General features: G+C 61.3%; 24 protein-coding genes. 13 read left to right on the top strand and 11 right to left on the bottom strand.

The window, feature by feature from the left end:
• Positions 1–53: 53 nt before the first annotated feature.
• Positions 54–1487, bottom strand: coding sequence for a capsule assembly Wzi family protein (locus ACJ8PE_RS09625; protein ID WP_089197507.1), 1434 nt, complete (start codon positions 1485–1487; stop codon positions 54–56).
• 225 nt (positions 1488–1712) lie between these two features.
• Here ACJ8PE_RS09625 and psiE point away from each other — a divergent pair, with 225 nt between their 5' ends.
• Positions 1713–2120, top strand: coding sequence for a phosphate-starvation-inducible protein PsiE (psiE, locus tag ACJ8PE_RS09630; RefSeq protein ID WP_442536753.1), 408 nt, complete (start codon positions 1713–1715; stop codon positions 2118–2120).
• Positions 2121–2205: 85 nt separating this feature from the next.
• On the opposite strand, the gene malG is transcribed toward psiE, so the two are convergent.
• From malG to malE, 3 genes are read right to left on the bottom strand one after another with little or no spacing between them, the layout of a single operon-like run.
• The gene (gene malG / locus ACJ8PE_RS09635) at positions 2206–3096 is read right to left on the bottom strand and encodes a maltose ABC transporter permease MalG (RefSeq protein ID WP_025304466.1); all 891 of its coding nucleotides are present in this window, start codon (positions 3094–3096) and stop codon (positions 2206–2208) included.
• 11 nt (positions 3097–3107) lie between these two features.
• Entirely contained in the window at positions 3108–4685 is a 1578-nt protein-coding gene (gene malF, locus ACJ8PE_RS09640) for a maltose ABC transporter permease MalF (protein ID WP_047573502.1), read from the bottom strand.
• 57 nt (positions 4686–4742) lie between these two features.
• Positions 4743–5936, bottom strand: a complete 1194-nt coding sequence (gene malE, locus ACJ8PE_RS09645; RefSeq protein WP_033651209.1) for a maltose/maltodextrin ABC transporter substrate-binding protein MalE — start codon at positions 5934–5936, stop codon at positions 4743–4745.
• A 358-nt stretch (positions 5937–6294) separates the two neighbouring features.
• Between malE and ACJ8PE_RS09650 the strand changes: the two genes are divergently transcribed.
• The 4 genes from ACJ8PE_RS09650 (at position 6295) to malM (ending at position 10693) form a co-directional block, all read left to right on the top strand.
• Positions 6295–7266, top strand: a complete 972-nt coding sequence (locus ACJ8PE_RS09650; protein ID WP_197759863.1) for an alpha-amylase family glycosyl hydrolase — start codon at positions 6295–6297, stop codon at positions 7264–7266.
• Positions 7259–8368: a maltose/maltodextrin ABC transporter ATP-binding protein MalK gene (malK, locus tag ACJ8PE_RS09655; RefSeq protein ID WP_016930284.1), complete on the top strand. Its 1110-nt coding sequence runs from the start codon at positions 7259–7261 to the stop codon at positions 8366–8368. Before ACJ8PE_RS09650 ends, malK begins: the two co-directional genes overlap by 8 nt.
• Before the next feature lie 29 nt (positions 8369–8397).
• On the top strand, positions 8398–9690 hold the full coding sequence (locus ACJ8PE_RS09660; protein ID WP_049288181.1) for a maltoporin: 1293 nt from the start codon (positions 8398–8400) through the stop codon (positions 9688–9690).
• A 97-nt stretch (positions 9691–9787) separates the two neighbouring features.
• Entirely contained in the window at positions 9788–10693 is a 906-nt protein-coding gene (gene malM / locus ACJ8PE_RS09665) for a maltose operon protein MalM (RefSeq protein WP_404769151.1), read from the top strand.
• A 55-nt stretch (positions 10694–10748) separates the two neighbouring features.
• On the opposite strand, the gene ACJ8PE_RS09670 is transcribed toward malM, so the two are convergent.
• The 3 genes from ACJ8PE_RS09670 to ACJ8PE_RS09680 are packed head-to-tail and all read right to left on the bottom strand — an operon-like array spanning position 10749 to position 14162.
• Entirely contained in the window at positions 10749–11732 is a 984-nt protein-coding gene (locus ACJ8PE_RS09670) for a nucleoside hydrolase (protein WP_197759866.1), read from the bottom strand.
• A 21-nt stretch (positions 11733–11753) separates the two neighbouring features.
• Positions 11754–12755 carry a LacI family DNA-binding transcriptional regulator gene (locus ACJ8PE_RS09675; protein ID WP_197793793.1) on the bottom strand — a complete coding sequence of 334 codons (1002 nt, stop codon included), beginning with the start codon at positions 12753–12755 and terminating at the stop codon, positions 11754–11756.
• 24 nt (positions 12756–12779) lie between these two features.
• Positions 12780–14162, bottom strand: a complete 1383-nt coding sequence (locus ACJ8PE_RS09680; protein WP_404769153.1) for an MFS transporter — start codon at positions 14160–14162, stop codon at positions 12780–12782.
• A gap of 392 nt (positions 14163–14554) precedes the next feature.
• Here ACJ8PE_RS09680 and ubiC point away from each other — a divergent pair, with 392 nt between their 5' ends.
• On the top strand, positions 14555–15070 hold the full coding sequence (ubiC, locus tag ACJ8PE_RS09685; protein WP_197759869.1) for a chorismate lyase: 516 nt from the start codon (positions 14555–14557) through the stop codon (positions 15068–15070).
• A 17-nt stretch (positions 15071–15087) separates the two neighbouring features.
• Positions 15088–15960 (top strand): 4-hydroxybenzoate octaprenyltransferase, encoded by an 873-nt coding sequence (gene ubiA, locus ACJ8PE_RS09690; RefSeq protein WP_025304455.1) that lies wholly within the window; start codon positions 15088–15090, stop codon positions 15958–15960.
• A gap of 66 nt (positions 15961–16026) precedes the next feature.
• Here ubiA and plsB read toward each other — a convergent pair whose 3' ends face one another.
• A complete protein-coding gene (gene plsB / locus ACJ8PE_RS09695) occupies positions 16027–18492 on the bottom strand; it encodes a glycerol-3-phosphate 1-O-acyltransferase PlsB (protein ID WP_033644405.1) in 2466 nt (821 codons plus the stop codon).
• Positions 18493–18640: 148 nt separating this feature from the next.
• On the opposite strand from plsB, the gene ACJ8PE_RS09700 reads away from it, so the two are divergent.
• The 4 genes from ACJ8PE_RS09700 (at position 18641) to ACJ8PE_RS09715 (ending at position 21686) form a co-directional block, all read left to right on the top strand.
• Positions 18641–19009 (top strand): diacylglycerol kinase, encoded by a 369-nt coding sequence (locus ACJ8PE_RS09700; protein ID WP_033651215.1) that lies wholly within the window; start codon positions 18641–18643, stop codon positions 19007–19009.
• Positions 19010–19111: 102 nt separating this feature from the next.
• Entirely contained in the window at positions 19112–19720 is a 609-nt protein-coding gene (gene lexA / locus ACJ8PE_RS09705; protein WP_025160136.1) for a transcriptional repressor LexA, read from the top strand.
• Between the two features lie 103 nt (positions 19721–19823).
• Positions 19824–21161: an MATE family efflux transporter DinF gene (dinF, locus tag ACJ8PE_RS09710; protein ID WP_033644406.1), complete on the top strand. Its 1338-nt coding sequence runs from the start codon at positions 19824–19826 to the stop codon at positions 21159–21161.
• Positions 21162–21476: 315 nt separating this feature from the next.
• Complete coding sequence (locus ACJ8PE_RS09715; protein ID WP_004936743.1) at positions 21477–21686, top strand: CsbD family protein; 210 nt, start codon at positions 21477–21479, stop codon at positions 21684–21686.
• 102 nt (positions 21687–21788) lie between these two features.
• On the opposite strand, the gene zur is transcribed toward ACJ8PE_RS09715, so the two are convergent.
• Positions 21789–22301, bottom strand: a complete 513-nt coding sequence (zur, locus tag ACJ8PE_RS09720; RefSeq protein ID WP_015379223.1) for a zinc uptake transcriptional repressor Zur — start codon at positions 22299–22301, stop codon at positions 21789–21791.
• Positions 22302–22546: 245 nt separating this feature from the next.
• On the opposite strand from zur, the gene ACJ8PE_RS09725 reads away from it, so the two are divergent.
• Positions 22547–23119 carry a sugar O-acetyltransferase gene (locus tag ACJ8PE_RS09725; protein WP_042785466.1) on the top strand — a complete coding sequence of 191 codons (573 nt, stop codon included), beginning with the start codon at positions 22547–22549 and terminating at the stop codon, positions 23117–23119.
• Between the two features lie 4 nt (positions 23120–23123).
• Here ACJ8PE_RS09725 and ACJ8PE_RS09730 read toward each other — a convergent pair whose 3' ends face one another.
• Together ACJ8PE_RS09730 and ACJ8PE_RS09735 are read right to left on the bottom strand one after the other, a co-directional pair.
• Positions 23124–23669 carry an RNA polymerase sigma factor gene (locus ACJ8PE_RS09730; protein ID WP_197793791.1) on the bottom strand — a complete coding sequence of 182 codons (546 nt, stop codon included), beginning with the start codon at positions 23667–23669 and terminating at the stop codon, positions 23124–23126.
• Positions 23670–23687: 18 nt separating this feature from the next.
• Complete coding sequence (locus tag ACJ8PE_RS09735; protein ID WP_197749954.1) at positions 23688–24221, bottom strand: tetratricopeptide repeat protein; 534 nt, start codon at positions 24219–24221, stop codon at positions 23688–23690.
• Between the two features lie 202 nt (positions 24222–24423).
• Here ACJ8PE_RS09735 and dusA point away from each other — a divergent pair, with 202 nt between their 5' ends.
• Positions 24424–25434 (top strand): tRNA dihydrouridine(20/20a) synthase DusA, encoded by a 1011-nt coding sequence (dusA, locus tag ACJ8PE_RS09740; RefSeq protein WP_197793790.1) that lies wholly within the window; start codon positions 24424–24426, stop codon positions 25432–25434.
• Positions 25435–25487 lie beyond the last annotated feature (53 nt).

Raw genomic sequence — 25487 nt, forward strand, 5'->3', positions numbered from 1 at the left:
TCTGAGCCAATAAAAAAACCCGCCGCGGCGGGTTTTTTTACGTCTGCAAAAAGTTACAGGTTGATCGGCACTTCGAAGCTGACGCCGGCGCCCACGTCATCGGCGGTGCTGTGATCGTTGTCGGTGTACCACAGGCTGGTGTCGAACTTAACCTGTGACGGGAAGGTGTAACCCCAGCCGAGCTGAATGCCTTTCAGCGTATCGGATTTCGGGAATGCCTTATTATAATTCTGATTGCTTGGGTTCACCTTGGCGTACACCAGTCGGGTGCTCCAGCGTTGGCTATCGTCCAGTACCAGCTCGACGCGGCCGGACAGCATCTGTCCGTCGCCGCCCATGGCGTGGCCCAGCGGGTAGCCTTGCTGATAGTAACCGCCGCGATAAACATAGTGTTGATAGATCACATTCTTGGTGCTGAATTCAGAACGTGTATCCGCCCCTTCAATATACCAGTTGATGGTGGTCGGGCCCCATTCCGGATGGCCTTCCAGCCCCAGTAAGTAGGCATTATGCGACGGCAGCATACCGGCTTCATCTTCACCGATGGCTTGACCGTATAAGCTGACCGGTATGCCGAGTAGCGGCTGCAGCTTGAGTTTGAAATCAAAGCCGCCCAACTGGTTGCCCGGATCGTTTTTCGGATCGCCGGTATTGTCGTTGCCAGTTACGCCATCCCAGAAGGAACGCCACGACTGCGGACGGCCTTCACCACCCCACATCATGATGCGCGATGCCCCTAATTCCAGGAAGTCGGTCGGCATCATGGTGAAACGGCCACCGATCAGTTTGGTGTGCGGTACAGAACTGTACTGCGACAGCTGGCCGGCGGACAACTGGTATTGCCAGCGGCCGATCCACGACAGCCACGGCGTTTCAAACGGCGATTGGTCGGCGCGCTGCAGCATAAAGCCGGCGACCGGGCGCGCGGCGTCGGAGCGGATCAGGCTGCCGTCGTAACCCGGGCCCCACCACTGGGAGACCTCGCCGAAGGAGAGCCATTGGTTCCAGATTTTCACCGCGCCGTAGGAGCCGTTCATATTGAATTTGGAGCCGTCGCTGACGCGCTGGTCGCCTTCCACCGAGCCCTGCAGACGCACGTCCCAGAACTCGCCGTTGGCGCCGGCGCCGATGGTCAGGCGATCGTCGGCGTACTCGTTTTGGCCGAAGCCCTGCGGGGTGCCGGGTTTATCGGTCGAGGCGTAACCGCTGACGCGGATGTTGGCTTTCAGGGCGTCAACGCGGCGTTGCACGCGGTCGATGACGTTTTTCTCGGTATTGGTGACCGGTTTGGCCTGCGCGATAACGGAACTGATCTCTTCCTGACTCAGCGGCCAGGTGGACAGGCTGACGTTGATGACGCCGCGGTCAGACAACCAGGCGAGATCGTTACGCAGATCGTTGTCAGGGGCTACCAGGCCGGCGGCGTGGCCGGACAATGCACAGGTAAACAGGCCCGCAGCGACCAGTCCGTTAAGTTTAGCGCGCATAAAGAATTCCCTTGTTAATTCGAGGTTATTGGTTTTATGTAAAGATCTCTGTGACCCATGATAGTTGACATTTCGATTTGCTACAAATCTATAAGCCAGAAACATCTTATTATAACTTTATGAATTAAATGGGGTTTAAAGTGCTTTCGCGAAGGGCGTAATTTTTAGGACAATGCCTATATTGGCAAGCTTGAATCATATAAGCGGTATTCAGAGAGAGGTTTTATGGCAAAAACGTCGCGTTCGATAATGATAGCGAAAGGGCTGCAGCGAGTGCTGAACGTGGGCCTGTTGCTGCTGGCGGCAATTCTGGTGGTGTTTCTGGTCAAGGAAACCATCCATCTGGCGAAGGTGTTATTTATCAACAGTGAAGAGTCGTCCTCTTACCTGTTGATTGAAGGCATCGTGATTTATTTTCTGTACTTTGAATTTATCGCCTTGATCGTCAAGTATTTTGAGTCGGGTTATCATTTCCCGCTGCGCTATTTTATTTATATCGGCATTACCGCGATTATTCGTTTGATTATCGTGGATCACAAAAATCCCATCGACACCCTGATCTACGCGGCGGCGATATTGGTGCTGGTGGTGACGCTCTATCTGGTCAACACCGATCGGCTGAAACGGGAGTAGCGATAAAAATGGCGGCCAAAGGCCGCCAAAGACACAGGATTGCCGCTATCGCGGAAAAACATCAAACGCACTGCAGTGGCACAAATTACCCCTTCACGCCGCCGGCCGTCAGGCCGCCCACCAACCAGCGCTGCGCCAGCAGGAACACGGCGGTAATCGGTATCGCCGACAGCACCGCGGCGGCGGCGAAATCGCCCCACAGGTAGTTCTGCGGATTGAGATATTGCTGCATGCCCACCGCCAGCGTGTAGCTGTTTACATCGCGCAGCAGCAGCGACGCCACCGGCACCTCGGTGATGGCGGCGATAAACGACAGAATGAACACCACCGCCAGAATCGGCACCGACAGCGGCAACAGCACCAGACGGAACGCCTGCCACGGCGTGGCGCCGTCCAGCGCCGCCGCCTCTTCCAGCGAATTGTCGATGGTTTCGAAATAGCCCTTGATGGTCCAGACATGCAGCGCGATGCCGCCCATATAGGCGAAGATTACGCCGCCGTGGGTGTTGAGGCCGATAAACGGAATGTACTGGCCCAGGCGATCGAACAAGGCGTACAGCGCCACCAGCGACAGCACCGCTGGAAACATCTGGAAGATCAGCATGCTTTTCAGCAGCGTGCTCTTGCCGCGAAAACGCATGCGGGCGAAGGCGTAGGCGCAGGTGGTGGACAGCGTCACGATGCCGATGGCGGTGATCGCCGCGATCTTGATGGAGTTCCACAGCCACAGCAGCACCGGGAACGGCGGCGGCGTCACGCTGCCGTCGGCGTGGGTGACGCTGAAGCCGAGCGCCAGCCGCCAGTGATCCCAGGAGAGGGTTTCCGGTATCAGGCTGCCGGTGGCGAAGTTGCCGGCGCGCAGCGAGATGGCCACCACCATCAGCAGCGGGAACATGATCAGGGCGATAAAGCACAGCATCAAAATGTGGGTGATCCACAGGCGCAGGCGCTGGGATTTGGGTTGAACCATGGCCATCGTTATTCTCCCTAATCGAAGTTCATCTTGCTGGCTTTCAAATTCAGGATCGCCAACGCGCCCACCAACAGGAAGATCAGCGTAGCGATGGCGGCCGCCAGCCCGAAGTCTTGCCCGCCGCCGCCTTCGAAGGCGATGCGGTAGGTGTAGCTGACCAGCAGATCGGTATAGCCGGCCGGCGTGGTGGTGCCGATCATGTCCGGGCCGCCGTTGGTCAGCAGCTGGATCAGCACGAAGTTGTTAAAGTTGAAGGCGAAGCTGGCGATCATCAGCGGCGTCAGCGGCTTGATCAGTAGCGGGAAGGTGATGCGGAAGAAGTTTTGCCACGGGTTGGCGCCGTCCATCGCCGAGGCCTCGTACAGATCGTCCGGGATTGCCTTCAGCAGCCCCATGCACAGGATCATCATGTACGGGTAGCCGAGCCAGGTGTTGACGATCAGGATCATGCTCTTGGCGGTGAGCGGATCGCTGAACCAGGCCGGTTTGATGCCGAACAGGTGGCTGAGCATCATGTTGATCTCGCCGAAGCTCTGGTTGAACAAGCCTTTGAAGATCAGGATCGAGATGAACGACGGTACCGCATAGGGCAGGATCAGCAGCACGCGGTAGATAGCCTTGCCTTTCAGCGCCTCCCACTGCACCACGCAGGCAAGCACCATGCCGACCGCCACGGTAAGGATCACCGTCATCACCGAGAACACGAGGGTCCAGATGAAGATCGACACGAACGGTTTTTTGATGCCCTCGTCCTGCAGCACCCGCAGGAAGTTTTTCCAGCCGGTGGTGACGGTATAGCCTGGGCTCAGGGTTTCCTGCGCCCAGCCGCCGTCGGCGTTGATCGCCTGATAGAAGCCGATGTCGCCGTTCGGCCGGTAGCGCACCTGAGTCTGGTTATTGGTCAGCGTGCTGCCGTCTTTGTCCAGCGCATACAGCGGACGGGTGCCGGAGAACTGGCGCAGGGAGCTCATGCGCAATTCATCGCCGTCCGGCAGCTGCGCCACCAGTTGGCTCAGCGCCTGCCGGTTCTGGGTGATCACCCGCAGCGTGGCGGGTTCGCCCTGCGGCGCGGCGCTCTGGGCCGTCAATTTCAGGGGGAGCGGCGGCGTCGCGTCGAGGCGGAAAGGCTCGGAAATCAGCGGTTGTTCACTGTCCGGCGAGGTCAGCTGCAGGCGCCACTGCTGGTTTTCCGCCGGGTAGAGGCCGAAGGTGAACGTTTTGCCGCTTTGGAACTGACGCTGCATCAATACCGATTGCGCGCGCTCAAACGTCAGCTGGTTGGTGCTGCTGTAGTTGGTAAAGGCGATGGCGATGGTGCAGATCAGCGGGAACAGGACGAACAATCCCATGCCGGCGACGCCGGGATACACATAGCGCCAGGCGTAGGCGCGGCGGTTGGCGAAGACGTAAAGCCCGGCGCTGACCAGGATCAGCGTCAGGATGGCGAACAGGTATTCACCCTGTGCATACATCAACACAATCAGGTAGCAGGTCACCAGGCTGAACAGGCCGACCACCAGCCATTTCAGCGCGTCGCTTTGCCACCACTTCGATTTTTTACGCGCGGGCGTCCCGGCGTGAGCGAATTGCATAGGGCGTTCCTTTCTGTGAAGCAACGGCGGGGGGCCACGGCGCCCCGCACGACGACATTACTTGGTGATACGGGTCTGCACATCGTCCAACGCGGCTTTCACCGTTTGGCGGCCGCTGACGGCGTTGAGCACCGCGCTGCGTTCGGCGTACCAGAAAGCGCTCATCTGCGGAATGTTCGGCATGATCTCCCCGTTTTGCGAGTTCTGCATGGTGGCGGCGATCTTCGGATCTTTGGCCAGCGTTTCCTGGTAGGACTTCAGCGCCACCGCGCCCAGCGGTTTGTCTTTGTTGACGTCCGCCAGCCCTTCGTTGGTCAGCAGATAGTTCTCGAGGAACTCGGTCGCCAGTTCTTTATTCGGGCTGGCGGCGTTGATGCCGGCGGTCAGCACGCCGACGAACGGTTTGGACGGTTTGCCTTTGAAGGTCGGCAGCAGCGTCACGCCGTAGTTGATTTTGCTCTGCTCGATGTTGTTCCAGGCCCACGGGCCGTTGATGGTCATCGCGGTCTGGCCTTTGTTGAACGCGGCTTCGGCGATCGAGTAATCGGTATCGGCGTTGATGTGTTTGTTTTTCACCAGATCGACGATGAACTGCAGGCCGGCCTGCGAACCGGCGTTGGCGACGCCGACATCCTTGATGTTGTATTTGCCGTTCTCATACTTGAAGGCATAACCGCCGTCGGCGGCGATGATAGGCCAGGTGAAGTAGGGTTCCTGCAGGTTCCACATGATGGCGCTTTTGCCGCTGGCGCGCAGCTGTTTGTCCAGCGCCGGGATCTCTTCCCAGGTCTTCGGCGGCTGTTTGACCAGGTCTTTATTGTAAATCAGCGACAGCGCTTCGACGGCGATCGGGTAGCCGATCAGCTTGCCGTCATAGCGCACGGCGTCCCAGGTGAACGGGAACAGCTTGTCCTGGAAGGCTTTGGACGGGTGGACTTCGGCCAGCAGGCCGGACTGCGCATAGCCGCCGAAGCGATCGTGGGCCCAGAGGATGATGTCCGGGCCGTCGCCGGTGGCGGCCACCTGCGGATATTTCTCTTCCAGCTTGTCGGGATGCTCGACGGTGACTTTGATGCCGGTGTCTTTTTCGAATTTCTTGCCGACTTCGGCCAGGCCGTTATAGCCCTTGTCGCCGTTGATCCAGATAACCAGTTTGCCTTCCTCTATCTTGGCGAAGGCGGAAGAAGAGAGCACCAGAGTAGCCAGTGCCGAGAGCGCCAGCGTACGGGCGAGGGTAATGCTGCGAGTCATAATCCAGTCCTTCTTTTTGTGGGCACATAAATCAAGGAGAGACGTTTCGCGATCATAGTGGGTCACAACGCGACATATTCTCATCCTCCCCCCCTCTACGCCCCTGAGATGAGGAGTGTGATCCAGTTAACGTTGCGCTCTATTCTGTGGCGTCAGGCACAAAATAGGGGGGCGATTTTTGCCGGCTTGATCACAGATTTGCCTTAAGCGCGGAACTTCTCATCGCCGCGGTCGTTCTCTCATCCTCCCGTCTCCTCCCCCATGAAAAATCCTGTTACGGATGATTACCCTTTCCGGCGACTCCCGCACTATCGGCCCATCGATTTTCAACGCCACGCGCAGCAGGGATACCGGATTTATGTCGTCAATGCCTATCGCCACTCAGCCCACCCTGTACCGGATCCATCCGGCTAGTTTCCGTGACGGAAACGGGGACGGCGTGGGCGACGCGCACGGCATGCTGGCGGCGCTGCCGTACTTGAAAGCGCTGTCGATCGACGGTCTGTTGCTGCCGCAGACGCTGGCGCTGGAGGCCGAAACGGCGGTGACGGGCGAAGGGCTGACGCTGTGGTACGCCGACGAAGCCCATCGCGTTCGTCATGCCGCCGACGTGCAGCGGTTCGCCCACGGCGCGCTGGCGCTCGACGTGATGCCGTTCAGCGCGGAAAAGCTGGTGGCGGTGCTGCACGCCCGCCGCGCCACGTTGGCGGACAGCCTGTGGAGCACCGGCGACGCCGATCAGCCTCGGGTGGTCAGCCGCTGGGGGCAGGGCGACCTGCGTTCCGGCGCCGCCTTTTTGACGCTGCTGGCGATGTTGCCGGCGCCGATCTGCCTGTACCAGGGCGAGGAGCTGGGGCTGCCGCACGCCGCCGGCCTGCAGGATCCGCGCGGCGCGCAAACGCCGATGCCGTGGCATGAAGCGCCCGAACAGGTCACCGCCGGCGAAGTCAGCTGGTATCAGCAGGTGGCGATCGAACACCGCGCGTTGGCCATCAGTCGCCAACAGCACGACAGCCACTCCACCTTGCGTTACTGCCAGACGCTGCTGGCCCTGCGCCGTTCGCCGCTTTTCCAGCGCGGCGAGCTGAGTGCGGTCAGCCAGCGCGATGGCGTGGTGCGCTTACTTATTACCCATCAGGATCAATGCCTTGAAGCGCTGATAAACCTGCAGCCTTATACTCAGGCGGCCGCGCCGTCTGAGGCGACCTTGCCGTTGGCATGGCAGCACGGCGCGCAGCAAGAGGGTCATCAATGGGTTTTGGCGGGCTTTGCCTCCGCCATTTTCACACGACATGTTAACTGCGAAAGCAGGGGAGTAACGCATGGCTAGCGTGACACTGCGCAGCGTTTATAAGGCCTTCGGTGAGGCCGTGATTTCCAAAGACGTCAATCTGACCATCGAAGACGGCGAGTTTGTGGTGTTTGTCGGGCCGTCGGGCTGCGGCAAATCGACGCTGCTGCGCATGATCGCCGGGCTGGAGGACATCACCTCCGGCGACCTGCTGATCGGCGAGAAACGCATGAATGAAGTGCCGCCTTCCGAGCGCGGCATCGGCATGGTGTTCCAGTCTTACGCGCTGTATCCGCACCTGTCGGTGGCGGACAACATGTCGTTCGGCCTGAAGCTGGCCGGCGCCAAGAAAGCGGAAATCAATCAACGGGTGAACCAGGTCTCCGAGGTGCTGCAGTTGGCGCACCTGCTCGATCGGCGGCCGAAGGCGCTGTCCGGCGGGCAGCGCCAGCGCGTGGCGATCGGCCGCACGCTGGTGGCCGAGCCGGACGTGTTCCTGCTCGACGAGCCGCTGTCCAACCTCGACGCCGCGCTGCGGGTGCAGATGCGCATCGAGATCTCCCGTCTGCACAAGCGCCTGCAGCGCACCATGATTTACGTCACCCACGATCAGGTCGAAGCGATGACGCTGGCCGACAAGATCGTGGTGCTCGACGCCGGTCGCGTGGCGCAGGTCGGCAAGCCACTGGAACTGTACCACTACCCGGCCAACCGCTTCGTCGCCGGGTTTATCGGCTCACCGAAGATGAACTTCCTGCCGGTCAAGGTGACCGCGGCGGAGCCGCGACAGGTGCAGGTCGAACTGCCCAACCGCCAGCTGGTCTGGCTGCCGGTGGAAGGCGCGGGCGTCCAACCCGGCGCCAACCTGTCATTGGGCATTCGCCCTGAACATCTGCTGCCCGGCGAAGCCTCTGAAGTGCGGCTTACCGGCGACGTGCAGGTGGTGGAGCAGCTCGGCAACGAGACGCAAATCCATATCCAAATCCCGGCCATCCGTCAAAACCTGGTGTACCGCCAGAATGACGTGGTGCTGGTAGAAGAAGGTGCCACATTCGCCATCGGCCTGCCGCCTCACCGCTGCCACCTGTTCCGTGAAGACGGTACGGCATGTAAACGGCTGCACCAGGAGCCGGGCGTTTAAAGCATCAAAGTCGGTATAACAGGAGAATAATGATGACTACTCTGCGCAAACTTCCTCTGGCACTGGCTGTCGCCGCCGGTGTTCTCTCTACCCAGGCGCTGGCCGTGGATTTCCACGGTTACGCCCGTTCCGGCATCGGCTGGACCGGCAGCGGCGGTGAGCAACAGTGCTTCAAGGCCACCGGCGCCGCGAGCAAATACCGTCTCGGCAACGAATGCGAAACCTACGCCGAGCTGAAACTGGGGCAGGAAGTGTGGAAAGAAGGCGACAAGAGCTTCTACTTCGACACCAACCTGGCCTATTCGGTCTCGCAACGTTCCGACTGGGAAGACGTGACCCCGGGCTTCCGTGAAGTCAACGTGCAGGGTAAAAACCTGATCGACTGGCTGCCGGGCTCCACGCTGTGGGCCGGTAAGCGTTTCTATCAGCGTCATGACGTTCACATGATCGACTTCTACTACTGGGATATCTCCGGCCCGGGCGCCGGTCTGGAAAACATCGATCTGGGCTTCGGCAAGCTGTCCGCTGCCGTGACCCGCAACTCGGAATCCGGCGGCTCTTACGGCTATCTGGATAACGAATGGAAACAGCGCCCGACCGTCAACGATACCTTCGACGTGCGCTTGGCCGGGCTGGAGCTGAACCCGGGCGGCACCCTGGAGCTGGGCGTGGACTACGGCCGCGCCAATGCGCAGGACCACTACCACCTTGCCGACGGCGCCAGCAAAGACGGTTGGATGTTCACCGCGGAACACACCCAAAGCATCCTGAACGGTTACAACAAGTTCGTGGTGCAGTACGCCACCGACTCGATGACCTCGCAGAACAACGGCCGCAACGAAGGCGCCACCATCGATAACAACGGCAAGATGATCCGCGTGTTGGATCACGGCGCCATCGACTTCAACGATCAGTGGGCGCTGATGTACGTCGCCATGTTCCAGGACATTGACCGCGACAACAACAACGGCACCACCTGGTACACCGTGGGCGTGCGCCCGATGTACAAATGGACGCCGATCATGAGCACCCTGCTGGAAGCGGGCTACGACAACGTCAAATCCCAGCGCACCGGCGATCGCAACGGCCAGTATAAAGTGACCCTGGCGCAGCAATGGCAGGCGGGCAACAGCATTTGGTCGCGTCCGGCCATCCGCCTGTTCGCCACCTACGCCAAGTGGGACGAGAAGTGGGGCTACGCCACCGGCGATGACACCGGGTATAACGCCGGCACCGCTTACAACGACACCAGCATGCATACCTTCAGCCGCGGCAAGGATGACGAAGTCACCTTCGGCGCCCAGATGGAAATTTGGTGGTAACGACAGGACGGGGAGGGCCGCCGGCTCTCCCCCAACCGCATTCGCCGCGGCCGGATCTCTTGCCTGATCCGCCGCGGTGCTGAAAGAGGATATAACGATGAAAAAGAATCTGCTGTCACTCTGCCTGTCGCTGGCGCTGACCGTCGGCGCGCCTTTGGCGGCCAACGCCGATACGCCGGCCAACGTTTCCGTCGCCCCGGCCATCAGCGCCGCCACGCTGCAAAGCCTGCCGTGGCAGCCGCTGCAACCGCCGGTGTCGCAAGAAGTGAAGCTCGACGCCGTTAGCCCGCAGCTCAATCAGGGCGACATTCAGGGGGCGATCGCCGCCTATACGCTGCCGGCCGATCGCGGTTCGCTGGAAGTGACGCTGAGCAGCCTCGCCAAGAACAATTCGCTGTACGCGCCGAGCGTGCTGGTGCTGGACGAGCATCTGCGCCCGGCGGCGTATTACCCGAGCAGCTATTTCCCTTACCAGCCGCCGGGAGCGATGTCCTCCGATCGCCTCGAAGGCACGCTGAAACTGACGCCGGCGCTCGGTCAAAAACAGATTTACCTGCTGGTGTACACCACCCGTCAGGATTTGGCGAAAACCACGCAGCTGACTAACCCGGCCAAGGCCTACGCGCAGGGCGTGGGTAACGCGGTGCCGGATATCCCGGATCCGATCGCCGGCCACGCGACGACCGGCACGCTGAAGCTCAAGGTGACCGCGGAACAGGGCACCGGCAACGTGATGATTGGCATGCTGCAGCCTGCGCCGACCGTGGCGCCGGTGGTGGTGGGATCAACCGCACCGGCCGCCGTGGCGGCGCCTGCACCGACGCCGGAGAAACCGGCGGAGCCGATGCTCAACGATACCGAAAGCTACTTCAATAACGGCATCAAGCAGGCGGTGAAGGAGGGCGATATCGACAAGGCGCTGAAACTGATGAATGAGGCCGAGAAACTGGGCTCGACCACTGCGCGTAAAACGTTTATCAGCAGCGTAAAAGGCAAGGGGTAACACCCGACGCTGCCGATGCTGGCTCGATGATTGGTGCGCCTTGGCGCACCTTTTTTCATCCGCGGGCCAGCGTTGCGCCGATCAACGCCAGCAGACGGGCGTTATCGACCTGCTGCATGATGCGCACCGGCTTGCCCTGCGGCGGCGGCATGCCGACCGTCAGGCGCAGGCTGTCCGGCCGCCAACGGCGTGAGCTGCCGCGCGTCAACGCCCCTTCCAGCGCCACATCCACATGGAACATTTCGGTCGTGACCAGCTGCGGTGCCAGCAGCCAGGCGATCACCAGCGCATCATGGATCCAGCAGCCCGGCAGGCGCCGCGTATGGCGCGAATAGTCGATCCACGGCCGCGTGGTGGCGCGCAAATAGCGGCACAGCGGCGTGTCCGGCTGCGTCAGTGCGGCCAGATCCGCCTGGGTCAGCATGGTCTGGGTGGTGACGTCCAGCGGTGCCAGCGTGATAGCGGCGCCGCTGTTCAGCACCAGCCGTGCGGCTTCCGGATCCAGGCCGAAATTGGTGTCCTTGATGTATCCCTCGACGTTGAACACGCCGCCCATGATCACGATCTCTTTCACCGCCTGCACCATCTGCGGATACAGCTGCATGGCGTGCGCAACGTTGGTCAGCGGGCCGATCGCTGCCAGCGTTACCTCGCCGGGATGGCGGCAGATCAGCTCGCCGATGGCGATGGCGGCGTCCGGTGCGGGCGCGTTGGCGAGTGAGGGGGCGGGCAAGTCGCGCCACAGCGCCGCCAGTTTGGGATCGGCGATCGGCCTGTCCAGATGCGCGCGCCATGGCTCCGGCGGCTCGCTCAGGGCGCGCGCCGCGCCGAGGGCGACCGGCACCTGGTAGCCGCTTTGCGCCAGCAGCTCGCTGGCGACGGCGAAGCCCACTTCGCGCGGGGTGTTGCCGGCCACGATGCTGATCAGTTCCAGCTGCAGCTGCGGTTTGGCCGCCAGCGCCAGGGCCAGCGCCAGGCCGTCGTCGACGTTGGCGCCGGGAACGCCGTTGCCGGGATCGCAATCAATGATTAAACGCATAGAAGGTGTCCTGAAAAACCGCTAACAGCCGCACGAGCGGCGGATGCGCAGTTGAAAAGCGAATTCATGCAGCTCGGCGGGCGCGGCGCCGGCGGCCAGCATGGCGATGGCCCGCTTGGCCATGGCGTCGATAGGCTGCTCGACCGCGCTGAGCGGCGGCACGCTGAATTCGGATTGCTGCGTGCCGTTAAAACAGATCAGCGCCAGATCGTCCGGCGCGCGCAACCCATGCTCCGCCAGCGCCGACAGGCAGCCGAGCGCCTGCTGCTCGTTGGAGGTGAAAACGGCGCGCGGGCGCGGGCCTTGCACCATGCGCTGGGTGGCCTGGTAGCCGCCCTGGCGGGTGTAAGGCGCCTCGACAATCCACTCGTCGCGCGGCGCAATGCCCGCCTCCAGCAGCGCATCGCGCCAACCGTTCAGGCGATCCTGCGCGTTGAGCATGGTTAGCGGACCGATGAAAATGCCGATGTCGCGATAGCCGTGTTGCAGCAGATGGCGGGTCGCCTGGCAGGCGGCGTCGCGCTCGTCGACGCGGATGGCGCAGACGCCGGCCTGGCTGTCGATAGTGTCTATCATCACGCAGGGCGTGCCGGAGGCGCGGATCAGCTCGAACCACGGATGGCGATCGACGCTGGTGTACAGCAGGCCGTCGACCTGGCGACGCAGCAGGTTATTGATCAGCTCATACTCGCGCTGCCGGTCATCGCCGGCGTCGCCCAGCAGCAGCACGCGGCCGCGGCTGAAGGCCTCCTGCTGCAGCGCCCGCGCCAGCGTGGCGAAGAACGGATTGGAAATATCCGGCACCACCAGCCCGTAGGTTTGCGTGCTGCCGGAGGCCAATGCCCGCGCGATGTCGTTCGGCCGGTAGCCGGTCTGCTCGATCGCCGCCAGCACGCGCAGCCGGGTGGCTTCCGCCACCGCGCGCGGGCCGTTGTTGATCACATAGCTGACCACGGCGACGGAGGTGCCCGCTACGCGGGCCACGTCGGCGCGGGTAACGCGTCGCGCGGAGTGATTATCCAAATTGAGGTCCTGTTCGCCTTCTCGCTACGCGGCATCCTGCGGCAGGTTGAGATCGCGGCCGCGGGTTTCGGGAGCAAAGAAGGTGGTGATTAAGCCGATGGCCGCCATTACAACAAAATAGCAGGCGACAGGCCACCAGTGACCGAAACCGGACAGCAGCGCGGTGGCGATCAGCGGCGCGGTGCCGCCGGAGAGAATCGAACCGAGTTCCTTGGCGAACGCCATTTTGGAGTAGCGGTTCTTCACGCCGAACAGTTCGACGCCGTAGGCCGCCTGCACGCCGAAGATCCCCAGCGATGCGATGCACATGCCGACCACGATCACCGAGATGACGATCGCCGGTTCACGGCTGTCGAGCAGCCAGAACGCCGGGAAGGCGTACAGCACCAGCAGCAGGCAGAACCCGCGGTAGGTGACGCGGCGGCCGAAGCGATCGGACAGCCAACCGGCCAGCGGGATCACCAGAAAACCGCACAGCGAGGCGATCAGCACCGCCAGCGCCGGCACCGATTTATCGACCATCAGCACCTTGGCGACGTAGCCGACGATAAAGCCCTGGCACAGGTAGGAAGGGCCGTTTTCGCCGATGCGCAGGCCGAGCATCACCCAGAACGCCTTGGTGCGCTGCAGGTAGCTGCGCGTATCCGGCGCGGCCTGGGCGGCGTCCAGCATGCGCTGGTTGTTTTGCTGCAGCTCGCGTTCGAACACCGGCGTTTCCCGCACGTGGCGGCGCAGATAGAGCGCTACGCCGGCGATCAGAATGCTGGCGAGGAACGGAATGCGCCAGCCCCAGCTCATCAGGTCTTCCTTGTCGAGCTGCAGCACCAGCAGCCATACCAGCGACGCCAGCAGAGTGCCGCTGTTGGAGCCGATGGCGATGATCGACGCCACCAGCCCGCGCCGTTTGGCCGGCGCGTATTCCGCCAGCATCACCGCGCCGCCGGACAGCTCCGCGCCGGCGCCGAACCCCTGCGCGAAGCGCAGGATCACCAGGCAGGTGGGCGCCCAAACGCCGATTTGCGCATAGGACGGGATCAGGCCGATCAGCGTGGTGGAAACGCCCATCAACGCCACGGTGGTGATCAGCACCACGCGGCGGCCTTTGCGATCGCCGATCCAGCCGAACACCAGCGCGCCGATCGGCCGCGCGACGAAGCCGACGGAGTAGGTGGCGAAGCTGGCCAGCAGGGCGACCAGCGGCGTGGCCTCGGGGAAGAACACGTCGCCGAACACCATGCCGGCCGCCAGGCCGTACAGCGCGAAATCGACGTATTCCATGGCGGTGCCGAGCCAGCAGGAGAAGGTGGCGCGCCAAAATTGGCTGCGCCCCTCTTTGGTTGCCAGGCGTTCATCGGCTGCCAACGCGGCGTCGGCGGTCTGTGAAGGGGCAAGCGTTGTTTCGCTCATGGCAGTGCTATCCTCTTTTGTTCTGCGCCTGGAGGGGCGCGGTTAAAGATGGTTTCCCTGGTGCCGGCAACAAAGGTGTGCCGACAAATGATGTCGGACGCATGGCGATTCAACGCTGCGGTGTCAGAGTATCTACGCGCGTAGATAAAACAACGCGACAAAGATGAAACTTTGCAGGCGATCACAGAATCGTCATCGTGCCGGGGAACGAAGATAGAGAACGCGGATGGCAAAAAGATGACAGGAGCCCGGTTTTTCCGGGGGAAACCACCGCCGTTTTCGCCACGAATCAGCCTGCCGCTTTCGTATTTCTGCGCTACAATGGGGGCCTGTTAACAGTTTGTATCGTCTGGCGCGCCGTACCGGCCGCGATTCAGGCGAGGAGTAAAGCAATGTCTGGCATCAGGGATTCCATCCTGCCGCCGCTGGAGTGGTTGTCCGAACAGGATCCTCCGGCGCCCGCCGCCGTCAGCGACTGGCTGATGGAGTTAGGCTCCATGACCCGCCGATTTGAACGCCATTGCGCCCAGGTGCGCGTCGAGCCGCAGCGCGAATGCTTCGTCACGCGCGAGGCGCTGGGCGACGAGGCGAACCACCTGCCCGACAGCCCGCGCTACTGGCTGCGCGAAGTGGTGCTGCTGGGCGACAACCAGCCCTGGCTGCTGGGGCGCACGGTGATCCCGGAACATACGCTGACCGGCCCCGATCAGGCGTTAGTGGATCTGGGGACGCTGCCGCTCGGACGCTATCTGTTCAGCAGCGGCGATCTGACCCGCGACTATATCCATATCGGCCGGCAGGACGCGCTGTGGGCGCGTCGTTCAAGGCTGCGGCTGGCGGGTAAGCCGCTGCTGCTGACCGAACTGTTTTTACCGGCTTCGCCGCTGTATTCAGCGGTTCCCGCATAAGAGAGGAGAGCAAGACGTTGGAGGGAAGCGTGACTCAAAGTAAATGGCGGGCTTACAGCCATTTGATGCGCATTGATAAACCGATCGGCACGCTGTTGCTGTTGTGGCCGACGCTGTGGGCGCTGTGGCTGGCCGGGAAAGGCGTGCCACCGCTGTCGATTCTGGTGGTGTTCGTGCTCGGCGTGTTCCTGATGCGCGCCGCCGGCTGCGTGGTGAATGACTACGCCGATCGCGCGGTGGACGGCTACGTAAAGCGCACCGCCGGGCGGCCGATGCCGAGCGGCCGGGTGAGCGCGAAAGAGGCCAAGGTGCTGTTCGTGGTGCTGGTGCTGATCTCGTTCTGCCTGGTGTTGACGCTGAATGCGATGACCATCTGGCTGTCGCTGGCGGCGCTGGCGCTGGCCTGGGTGTATCCTTTTATGAAGCGGGTGACCAACCTGCCGCAGTTCGTGCTGGGCGCCGCGTTCGGCTGGGGCATTCCGATGGGCTATGCGGCGGTCAGCGAATCGCTGCCGCTCAGCTGCTGGCTGCTGCTGCTGGCGAACATCTGCTGGACGGTGGCCTATGACACGCTGTATGCGATGGTCGATCGCGACGATGATCTGAAAATAGGCATCAAGTCCACCGCCATCCTGTTCGGGCGTTATGACAAGCTGATCGTCGGGCTGTTGCAGTTCGCGACGCTGCTGCTGCTGGTGTGGGTCGGTTATCTGGCACAGCTCGGCGGCGCGTTTTACTGGTCGCTGTTGCTGGCGGGCGCGCTGTTCATTCACCAGCAGAAGCAGATCGCCGGGCGCGAGCGCGAGGCCTGCTTCAAGGCCTTCCTGCAGAACAATTATGTCGGGCTGGTGGTGTTTATCGGCATCGCGCTCAGCTATCTGCCGGCGTAACGGTTTCCTGCAGCAAGAAAAAAGGCACCCCTCGGGGTGCCTTTTGTGTTTCCGCGCCGGGCGAAATCACTCGTCTTTCTCTTCTTGCGCATCGGTTTGCGGCAGAGCGTTGGTCTCTTCCGGCATGTTGACGCTTTCGATGGTCAGCTTGATTTCCGGCGTGATCAGATCGCTCAGCATGTTGTACACCTCGAGGGTGTGCTCGCGGATCGCATCGCCGCTGTCGTTGATGTAGCCTTCTTCGCGCAGCGTCGCCACCAGGGTGGAGAATACCGCCTTGTCGAAGAACTCCGGCGCGTTGATGCCGTGCAGCACCGACAGACGCTGCGCCATGATGCGGCTCTCTTTCTCCAGCGCGCCGCGGTTGATGCTCGGGTTGGCGCTGAGGATCGACATGGTGATGGCGTAGCGTTGCAGGGTTTCGCGCACCCCGGCGGCCAGCAGCTGCAGCGGGCGAATGCGCGCCGGGTTCAGCACCAGCTCGTCGCCTTTGTCGCAGATAAGCTGTTGGCGGATCAGCTCGTCGATCATCGGCCGCAGCACGTCCGGCAGCTGCTCCTTGTCGTTATGCAGGAACAGCTCGGCTTTCAGCATCGGGTAAATCATGCCAATCTGGCGCAGCAGTTCGGCGCGCGATACCCGGCGATGATGCATGACGATGCTGGCGATCAGCGACGGCAACACCAGCAGGTGGTGGATGTTGTTGCGGTAATAGGTCATCAGCACCGCCTGCTCGCGCGGCAGAATGATGATGTCGCCGATGTTGTCCTTTTCCACCTCGAACTTGTTCATGTTCAGCGCGTGATCCAGCAGCTCGTCCGGCGTCTGCGTCGGTACGGTGACGTCATGCGCGTAAGGCGCGTTGCGCATCAGCTGCAGGTAGCACTCGAGCTGCTCGAGCAATTGTTCGCGGGTCAGCGAACGTTGGCGCGAGGCCAGCAGCGCGGTGGAACACAGGTTCATGGCGTTGGCCGCGGCGGCATTGTTGATGCGCACCATGATCTGGCCGGCGAGATCGTTGACCGTCGGCGTCAGCCAGCTTGGGCGCTGAGCTTCGATCGGATCGATCGACTCGCGCCACTGCGGCACGTGCTGGTTGAGGTAAGCGGTCAACGGCAGTGGTTCGCCGAAGTTGACGTAACCTTGGCCCAGATTGCGCAGTTTGCGCAGGCCGCGCAGCATCTGCAGCAGGCTCTCTTTTTCCTTGGTGGCGCCGCGCAGCTCTTTGGCGTAGGTGCCCACTTCCATCACATGCTCGTAGCCGATGTAGATCGGCACCAGCGTGATCGGACGGGCGCCGCCGCGCAGCATCGCCTGGATGGTCATCGACAGGGTGCCGGTTTTCGGTTCCAGCAGACGCCCGGTGCGGGAACGGCCGCCTTCCACGAAGTATTCCACCGAGTAACCGCGGGTGAACAGCTCGCCGAGGTATTCGCGGAACACCGTCGAGTAAAGCTTGTTGCCCTTGAAGGTGCGGCGGATGAAGAACGCGCCCAGGCGACGGAAGATCGGGCCGGCCGGCCAGAAGTTGAGGTTGATGCCCGCGGCGATGTGCGGCGGCACCAGGCCCTGGTGATATAGCACGTAGGACAGCAGCAGATAGTCCATATGGCTGCGGTGGCAGGGCACGTAGACGATCTCGTGGCCGTCCTGCGCCAGCTGGCGCACGCGCTCGGCGTTGGTGACGTTGATGCCCTGATACAGCCGGTTCCAGGTCCAGCTCAGCACGCGATCGGACAGACGCACGGTTTCGTAGGAGAAGTCGGCGGCGATCTCTTCCATCAACGCGATGGCGTTCTGCTGGGCCTTCTCGTGCGAGATCTTCTTGCTGCGCGCTTCGTCCTCGACCGCTTTTTCGATCGCTTTGGACGCCAACAGCTTGTTGAACAGATCCTGACGGGCCGGCAGGCTTGGGCCTACTGCGGCCAGGCGCTGACGCGAGAAGTGCATGCGCGCCACGCGCGCCAGTTTCTGCGCGATGGTTTTATCCGTGCCGTGTTCGGTAGCCATGCGGCGCAGCGAAACGGTGTTGGAGAAGCGCACGAAGCTGTCGCGGCCGAGCCACAGCACGGCGAAGAATTTTTGCACGCCGTTCAACAGACGCAGGTGCGGCGTGCCGTGGCCTTCGCGGCCCGGCGAGCGGCCGAACATGACCGAAACCGGCAGCATCTGAATGTCGAGATCCGGATTGCTGCGATGCAGATCCAGGTAGTCGTGGAACAGCTTTACCGACTCTTCTTTCGGGGTGTAGTAGCGGAACACGCGCGGGCCGTCGTGAATGAACACGTAGCTCGGCAGCACGGTGCCGTCGATCTCCAGCGCGTTGAGCGGATCGGGCAGATCCTGCGCCAGGCACTGGGTGCGCAGCGTCAGCAAATCCGCCTTGGAATTGTAAGGTAAAACATACAAAATCGGCCGTGAGGGATCCAACCCTAGCTCGGTAACCGGATCTGAAGGGATGACCTTACTTCTTACCAACAATTTAAGTGGTAAATTCAATATTTTATAATAAATTTTACGCCAACCTGACATAACAACGTGAAGCCTCTTGTTAGCAATGCGCCGCAAGCATACCAGAAACCGGGTAGCAGATCTGTGGTGTTCGAAAACCGAGAGCCGTCAGCGTGGACTGTTCTAGACTCTTTTTATTATGACCGACCTCTGAGAAAGGCACGAAAACATGGCAAACCAAGCAACCGGATTGACCCGCATCATCAAGGCCGCCGGCTATTCTTATAAAGGGCTTTCCGCCGCCTGGCAACACGAGGCGGCGTTCCGCCAGGAACTGGTGGTGACCCTCCTGGCTATCATACTGGCTGTCTGGCTGGACGTGGGTGCGATAGCGCGCATTTTATTGATCGGATCGGTGACGCTGGTGATGATCGTCGAGATCCTGAACAGCGCGATCGAGGCGGTGGTGGATCGCATCGGCAGCGAACACCATGAGCTGTCCGGGCGGGCCAAGGACATGGGATCGGCGGCGGTATCGCTGGCGATCGTACTCGCGCTGTTCGTTTGGGGCACGGTCTTGTGGCAGCATTTTGGCTGACGCAAAGCGCCTACTGACTGATTTTTATTTATTCTTCGGTTCCCAATCCGCGCTTACCTGTATATACTCACAGCAAGACTGTATAAACAAACAGGGGGCGGAATGAAAGCACTAACTACCAGACAGCAAGAGGTCTACGATCTGATTCGCGATCATATTTCGCAAACGGGCATGCCGCCGACGCGTGCCGAGATCGCGATGCGTCTGGGGTTCCGTTCGCCTAACGCCGCCGAAGAGCACCTGAAGGCGCTGGCACGCAAAGGCGTGATCGAAATCGTCTCCGGCGCGTCGCGCGGTATCCGCCTGCTGATGGAAGAAGAAGAAGGGCTGCCGCTGATCGGCCGCGTCGCCGCCGGCGAGCCGCTGCTGGCGCAGCAGCACATCGAAGGGCACTACCAGGTGGATCCATCCCTGTTCAAACCGAGCGCCGATTTCCTGTTGCGGGTGAACGGCATGTCGATGCGCGACATCGGCATTCTGGACGGCGATCTGCTGGCGGTGCACAAAACGCAAGACGTGCGCAACGGCCAGGTCGTGGTCGCGCGCATCGAAGACGAAGTGACGGTCAAACGCTTGAAAAAGCACGGCAACGTGGTTGAACTGCTGCCGGAGAACAACGAATTCCAACCGATCGTGGTCGATCTGCGCCAGCAGAATTTCACGATCGAAGGGCTGGCGGTCGGCGTGATCCGCAACGGCGACTGGATTTAATCGCCGCGCCATTACCGCCGCTCCCTGTATCAATCGCCCCTGTTTTGGGGCGTTTTTGTTTCTGACTTCGCCCTTCGTCACTCTGTCACAGGAACAACCCATCATGCGCCTGATTTCCGCCTTCACCAGCGACACCGATAAAGCCCTGTGGCGCCTCGCCCTGCCGATGATTTTCTCCAATATCACCGTGCCGCTGCTCGGGCTGGTGGACACCGCGGTGATCGGCCACCTCGACAGCCCGATCTATTTGGGCGGCGTGGCAATCGGCGCGGTGGCGACCAGCTTCCTGTTCATGCTGCTGCTGTTCCTGCGCATGAGCACCACCGGCCTCGCGGCGCAGGCGCTGGGAGCGAAGAACCCGCAGGCGCTGGCGCGCGCCTTTATGCAACCGCTGCTGCTGGCGCTGTTGGCCGGGGGGGCGATCGTCCTGTTGCGCTACCCGCTTATTGAACTGGCGCTGCGGATCGTCGGCGGCGATGGCGAGGTGCTGGAGCAGGCGCGGCGTTTTCTTGAGATCCGCTGGTTGAGCGCGCCAGCGGCGCTGGCCAACCTGGTGCTGCTGGGCTGGCTGCTCGGCGTGCAGTACGTGCGTGCGCCGGTGATCCTGCTGATCGTCGGCAACCTGCTGAACATCGTGCTGGATATTTGGCTGGTGATGGGCCTGGGTTGGAACGTGCGAGGGGCGGCGGCGGCCACCGCCATCGCCGAATATGCCACGCTATTGCTCGGCCTGTGGCTGGCGTGGCGGGTGATGCGTCTGCGCGGTATTACCCTGGCGATGTTGCGTCAGGCCTGGCGTGGCGATCTGCGTCGCCTGCTGGCGCTCAATCGCGACATCATGTTGCGTTCATTGCTGCTGCAGCTGTGCTTTGCGTCGCTGACCATTTTCGGCGCTCGCCTGGGGAGCGATGTGGTGGCGGTTAACGCGGTGTTGATGAACCTGCTGACGTTTACCGCCTATGCGCTCGACGGCTTCGCTTATGCGGTGGAGGCCCATTCCGGCCACGCCTACGGCGCCCGGGACGGCAGCCAACTGCGTAAGGTGTGGCACGCGGCCTGCAGGCAGGCGGGGCTGGTCGCGTTGGCCTTCGGCCTGGCGTATGCCGTTACCGGCCAGCAGATCGTGGCGGCGTTGACCTCTCTACCGGAGCTGCGCGCGTTGGCCGCCCACTATTTACCGTGGCAGGTCATTTTGCCGCTGGTCGGGGTGTGGTGCTATTTGCTGGATGGCATGTTTATCGGCGCCACGCGCGGCGCTGAGATGCGTAACAGCATGGCGGTGGCCGCGGCAGGGTACGGTCTGACGCTGTTCAGCGTGCCGCTGCTTGGCAACCACGGGCTCTGGCTGGCGCTGGCGGTGTTTCTGACGTTGCGTGGCGTGGCATTGGGCTGGATTTGGCACCGTCACCAGGTGCGCGGCAGCTGGTTTACTGCACATTAAACCGGACGTTTTGTTGGGTTAATGGTTAGTTTTTCTTATGATTTTGGTCATGTTTGCTTACATGTTTTCAGCCTTGGTCTGTTCGCGTTAGCTCGTTGTTTGTTAGCGTTTTTTGTTTTTATTTTGTTTGTTAATGGTTTTTTATTCTGTTTTTTGGCTTTTTTATTTCCATGTTTAACTAGAATGAATCATGTGGCTGGTAAATGAAGGGGAGCGGTGCTTCTTAAGGTGAAGGAAGCATCGGCCAGAAAAATTTCTGGTTAACCCCGGCCGGCAACAGGGATCACTGATTCACCACAGGTTAACGGAGAGACTATGAATAAAGATCAAGCCGACGGTAACTGGAAGCAGCTGAAAGGCAAAGTGAAAGAGAAATGGGGCAAGCTGACCGATGACGATCTGACGGTCATCGAAGGGAAACGCGAACAGCTGGTCGGCAAAATTCAGGAGCGCTACGGTTACCAGAAAGAGGCGGCCGAAAAAGAGGTGAAGGCCTGGGAAGATCACACCAAACACCGCTGGTAACACGCAGGGCCGCCACTTACGGCGGCTGGCAACAGCGCAGGCCGGCGTCGCTCCATCCTCTGGCGCCCCGGCCGCAGGTACAGGGAAGTACCTGACCTCGTCTTACTTCTTCTTGATGGCGATGCTGTGATCGTGTTCGGCGCAGTCATGCTTGCTGTCACAAGCTTCAACTTCAACGCAACCGGCGCACAGACCGTGCGCTTCCACCACGCTGTGCCGCAGTGCAAATCCGGCTTCCTGCGCCAGCTTCTGCAGCGTTTCCTCCACGCCTTCGGTGGTGCGTTCGGTCACCTGGCCGCAGCGGTCGCAGATAAACAGCGCGGACGTATGCATCGGCTGTTCGAAATGGTGGCACAGCACGTAGCTGTTGGCCGACTCCACTCTATGGATAAACCCTTGCTCCAGCAGAAAATCCAGCGCTCGGTATACCGTCGGCGGCTTGGCCTGCGGTTCGGCGACGCGTAGCAGATCGAGCAGGTCATATGCGCTGATTGCACCGGGTTGCTGAGTCATCAGACGCAGCACTTCCAGCCGTTGCGGCGTCAATCGCACATTGCGTTGCTGGCAGAGGCGTTCCGCCTGTGCCAACAGCTTTTCCTGGGTGGTTGAGTTCATCGCAAATATCCCGGTACGTAAAAAAGCCGATTTTACCATGATTACGGCGAATCGCCGAGAGTTGCCCCCTTTTCCCCTGATGATAGCGCAGGGAAAGGCGCGCCGATCGTGCTAAAAGAGAGATGCGTCACAACTTTTCCCCACCGTCGGGTGGCAAATCAACGTTGCCGGTTTTAGCGCTGGAGAGCGGGGGACGAGCGCGGTATAACGCGTTTCACCCGCGTGATGAGCAGGAGCCCTGTGTGATGACGGAAAGAGAGAAGCTGTTAAGCGGCCTGGAGTACAATAGCCGCGATGAAGAACTGATCGGGATGTACCATCGGGCGAGGGCGTTGATCAAAAGCTTGGGGGCGCTGGACTCGCATCAGGCGGACGAGAAAAACCGCCTGCTCGGTGAGCTGTTCGGCGCCTGGGGGGAGGCGAGCTGGATTGAAACGCCATTCTGGTGCGACTACGGGCAGCATGTCCGCATCGGTAAAAACTGTTTTATCAACGTCAACGCGGTGTTCCTCGACTGCAATACCATCACCATCGGCGACAACACGCTGATCGGCCCCAACGTGCAAATCTATACGCCGAGCCACCCGCTGAAGGCCGCAGAGCGCTTCACCGGCGATCCGGATTTCCCTTTCCGCACCTCGGCGCAGCCGGTGTCCATCGGCAACAACGTCTGGATCGGCGGCAACGTAGTGATCCTGCCGGGAGTGACTATCGGCGACGGCACCACCATCGGCGCGGGCAGCATCGTCACCGGCGACATCCCGGCCAACGTGCTGGCGCTGGGGCAGCCATGCCGGGTTATCCGCTCGTTGGAATAGGGCGTTATCGACGAGCAGGAGGCAAGGGGGCGGGATGGCTCTCTTTGCGGTGCAGGCCGTTGTTTGCCAACGGGCGGTCATCGGCCAATGCCAGACGTGCGGCCGCCAAACGGCTCATGACGGTGCCGATCGGCACCGCCAGCACTTTCGCGGCCTCCCGGTAAGACAGCCCTTCGACATACACCAGAAACAGCGCGTTGCGTTGGGCCGTCGGCAGCCGGCTGACGCGCCGCATCACTTCATGGAGCCAGACCGGCTGTTCGCCGTTGTCCGCATCGCCCAGCTCTTCCGCCGACATGCAGCCTTGCCCCTGGCGAAGATGTTGGGCGCGAACTTCATTGAGCCAAATGGAGTGCAAGATGGAAAACAGCCAGCGATCCAGGTGTGAACCGGGGGTGAATTGCGCGGCGCGCTCCAGCGCACGCAGGCAGGTGGCCTGCACCAGATCGTCGGCGACATCCCGCCGGTGCGAGAGCACCAGCGCATAGCGCCACAGGCGGGAGAGATAGTGGCCGAGTTCATCGCGTATCGCATCGCCGCTGATAGTCACCTCCGCAGGCGCGTCGGATCAAGATTCCGGGTGGCGGTCGATGGCCGCCGCCAAATCGCGGTACTCCTCGCACCCGGTGCCGCACAGCGACTGGATCACCTGCAGCTGTTGGCGAGCCAGATCGGGCCGGCCTTTCAGCATATAGGCTTCCCCCAGGTACTCGCGCACTTTGGGGTATTTCGGATCGAGGGCTACTGATTTTAAATAATAGCCGATCCCTTCATCGGTGCGGCCAAGCTTGCGCGTGGCGTAGCCACGATAGTTCAGCGCAACGGCGGTGTTGGGATTTTTCAACGTATTGAGCATATCGAGCGCTTCCTGATAACGGCCGCTTTTCGCCAGTGCATAGGCGTAGTGAGTGCGGTCGGCGTCGTCGACCTTGCCGCTTTTATCTACCATGCAAGTCTGAGTTTTGCTGTCGTAGACCTGGCCTTTCGGACAGGTTGGCGGGGTTTGGCCGCTGCCGTCGCCGCCCATCGCCAGCGCCGCGCCGGACAACAGCAGGCAGCCGGCAATGGCCGATGCCAGCAGGCGTTTAATGAAGCTGTTCATGGTTATGTCCTCAAGGCAGAGGCGCCGTGCGCGCCCGTAATGAGATAACACCTGAACGAGCGGGTTTATTCGCCTTGTCTCCGCTTATTTTTGCCGGCGGCAAGCGGGTTTTCCCAACGGCGCCGATTGTCGTTATAATAGCCGTTTGCGGCCGCGCGCCGTTCGTTGAACCCAGACAGACTCAGGTAGCCAGTAACTCAGCATGACGAAAGACAACCACGCCCCAACCTACGCCGCCAATCGTTTCTCCATCGCGCCGATGCTCGACTGGACCGATCGTCATTGCCGTTACTTCCACCGCCTGCTGACCAAGGAAACGCTGCTGTACACCGAGATGGTGACCACCGGCGCGATCATCCACGGCAAGGGCGACTATCTGGCCTACAGCGAAGAAGAGCATCCGGTGGCGCTGCAGCTGGGCGGCAGCGATCCGGCCGCGCTGGCGCATTGCGCCAAGCTGGCGGAGCAGCGCGGTTACGATGAGATTAACCTCAACGTCGGCTGCCCGTCCGATCGGGTGCAAAACGGCATGTTCGGCGCCTGTCTGATGGGCCAGGCGGCGCTGGTCGCCGATTGCATCAAGGCGATGCGCGACGTGGTGTCGATCCCGGTGACGGTGAAGACCCGCATCGGCATCGACGATCAGGACAGCTACGCCTTCCTGTGTGACTTTATCCAGACCGTCGCCGGGCGCGGCGAGTGCGACATGTTCACCATCCACGCGCGCAAGGCCTGGCTCTCCGGCCTCAGCCCGAAAGAAAACCGCGAAGTGCCGCCGCTGGACTATCCGCGCGTCTATCAGCTGAAGCGGGATTTCCCGGCGTTGACCATCGCCATTAACGGCGGGGTGAAAACGCTGGAAGAGGCGCGGCAGCACCTGCAGCACTTGGACGGCGTGATGATGGGGCGCGAGGCGTATCAGAATCCGGGTATCCTGGCGCGGGTCGACAGCGAACTGTTCGGCGCGCAGACCGCGGTGCTGGACAGCGTGGCGATCGTCGAAGCGCTGTATCCGTATATCGAGCGCGAGCTGTCTAACGGCACCTATCTTGGCCACATTACTCGCCATATTCTCGGTCTGTTCCAGGGCGTGCCGGGCGCGCGCCAGTGGCGTCGCCATCTGAGCGAGAACGCCCACAAGCCGGGCGCCGATGCGCGGGTGGTCGAGCAGGCGCTGGCGCTGGTGCGTCAGCCGCGCGTCGAAATGGCGTAATCCACAAAAAATTTGACCAATAGTTAGTGTTTTTCGCCAGGCGTTCGGTGCGC

It is taken from the genome of Serratia sp. CY74737 (assembly GCF_052166775.1).
In the GTDB taxonomy this organism is placed as follows: Bacteria; Pseudomonadota; Gammaproteobacteria; order Enterobacterales; family Enterobacteriaceae; genus Serratia; species Serratia ureilytica.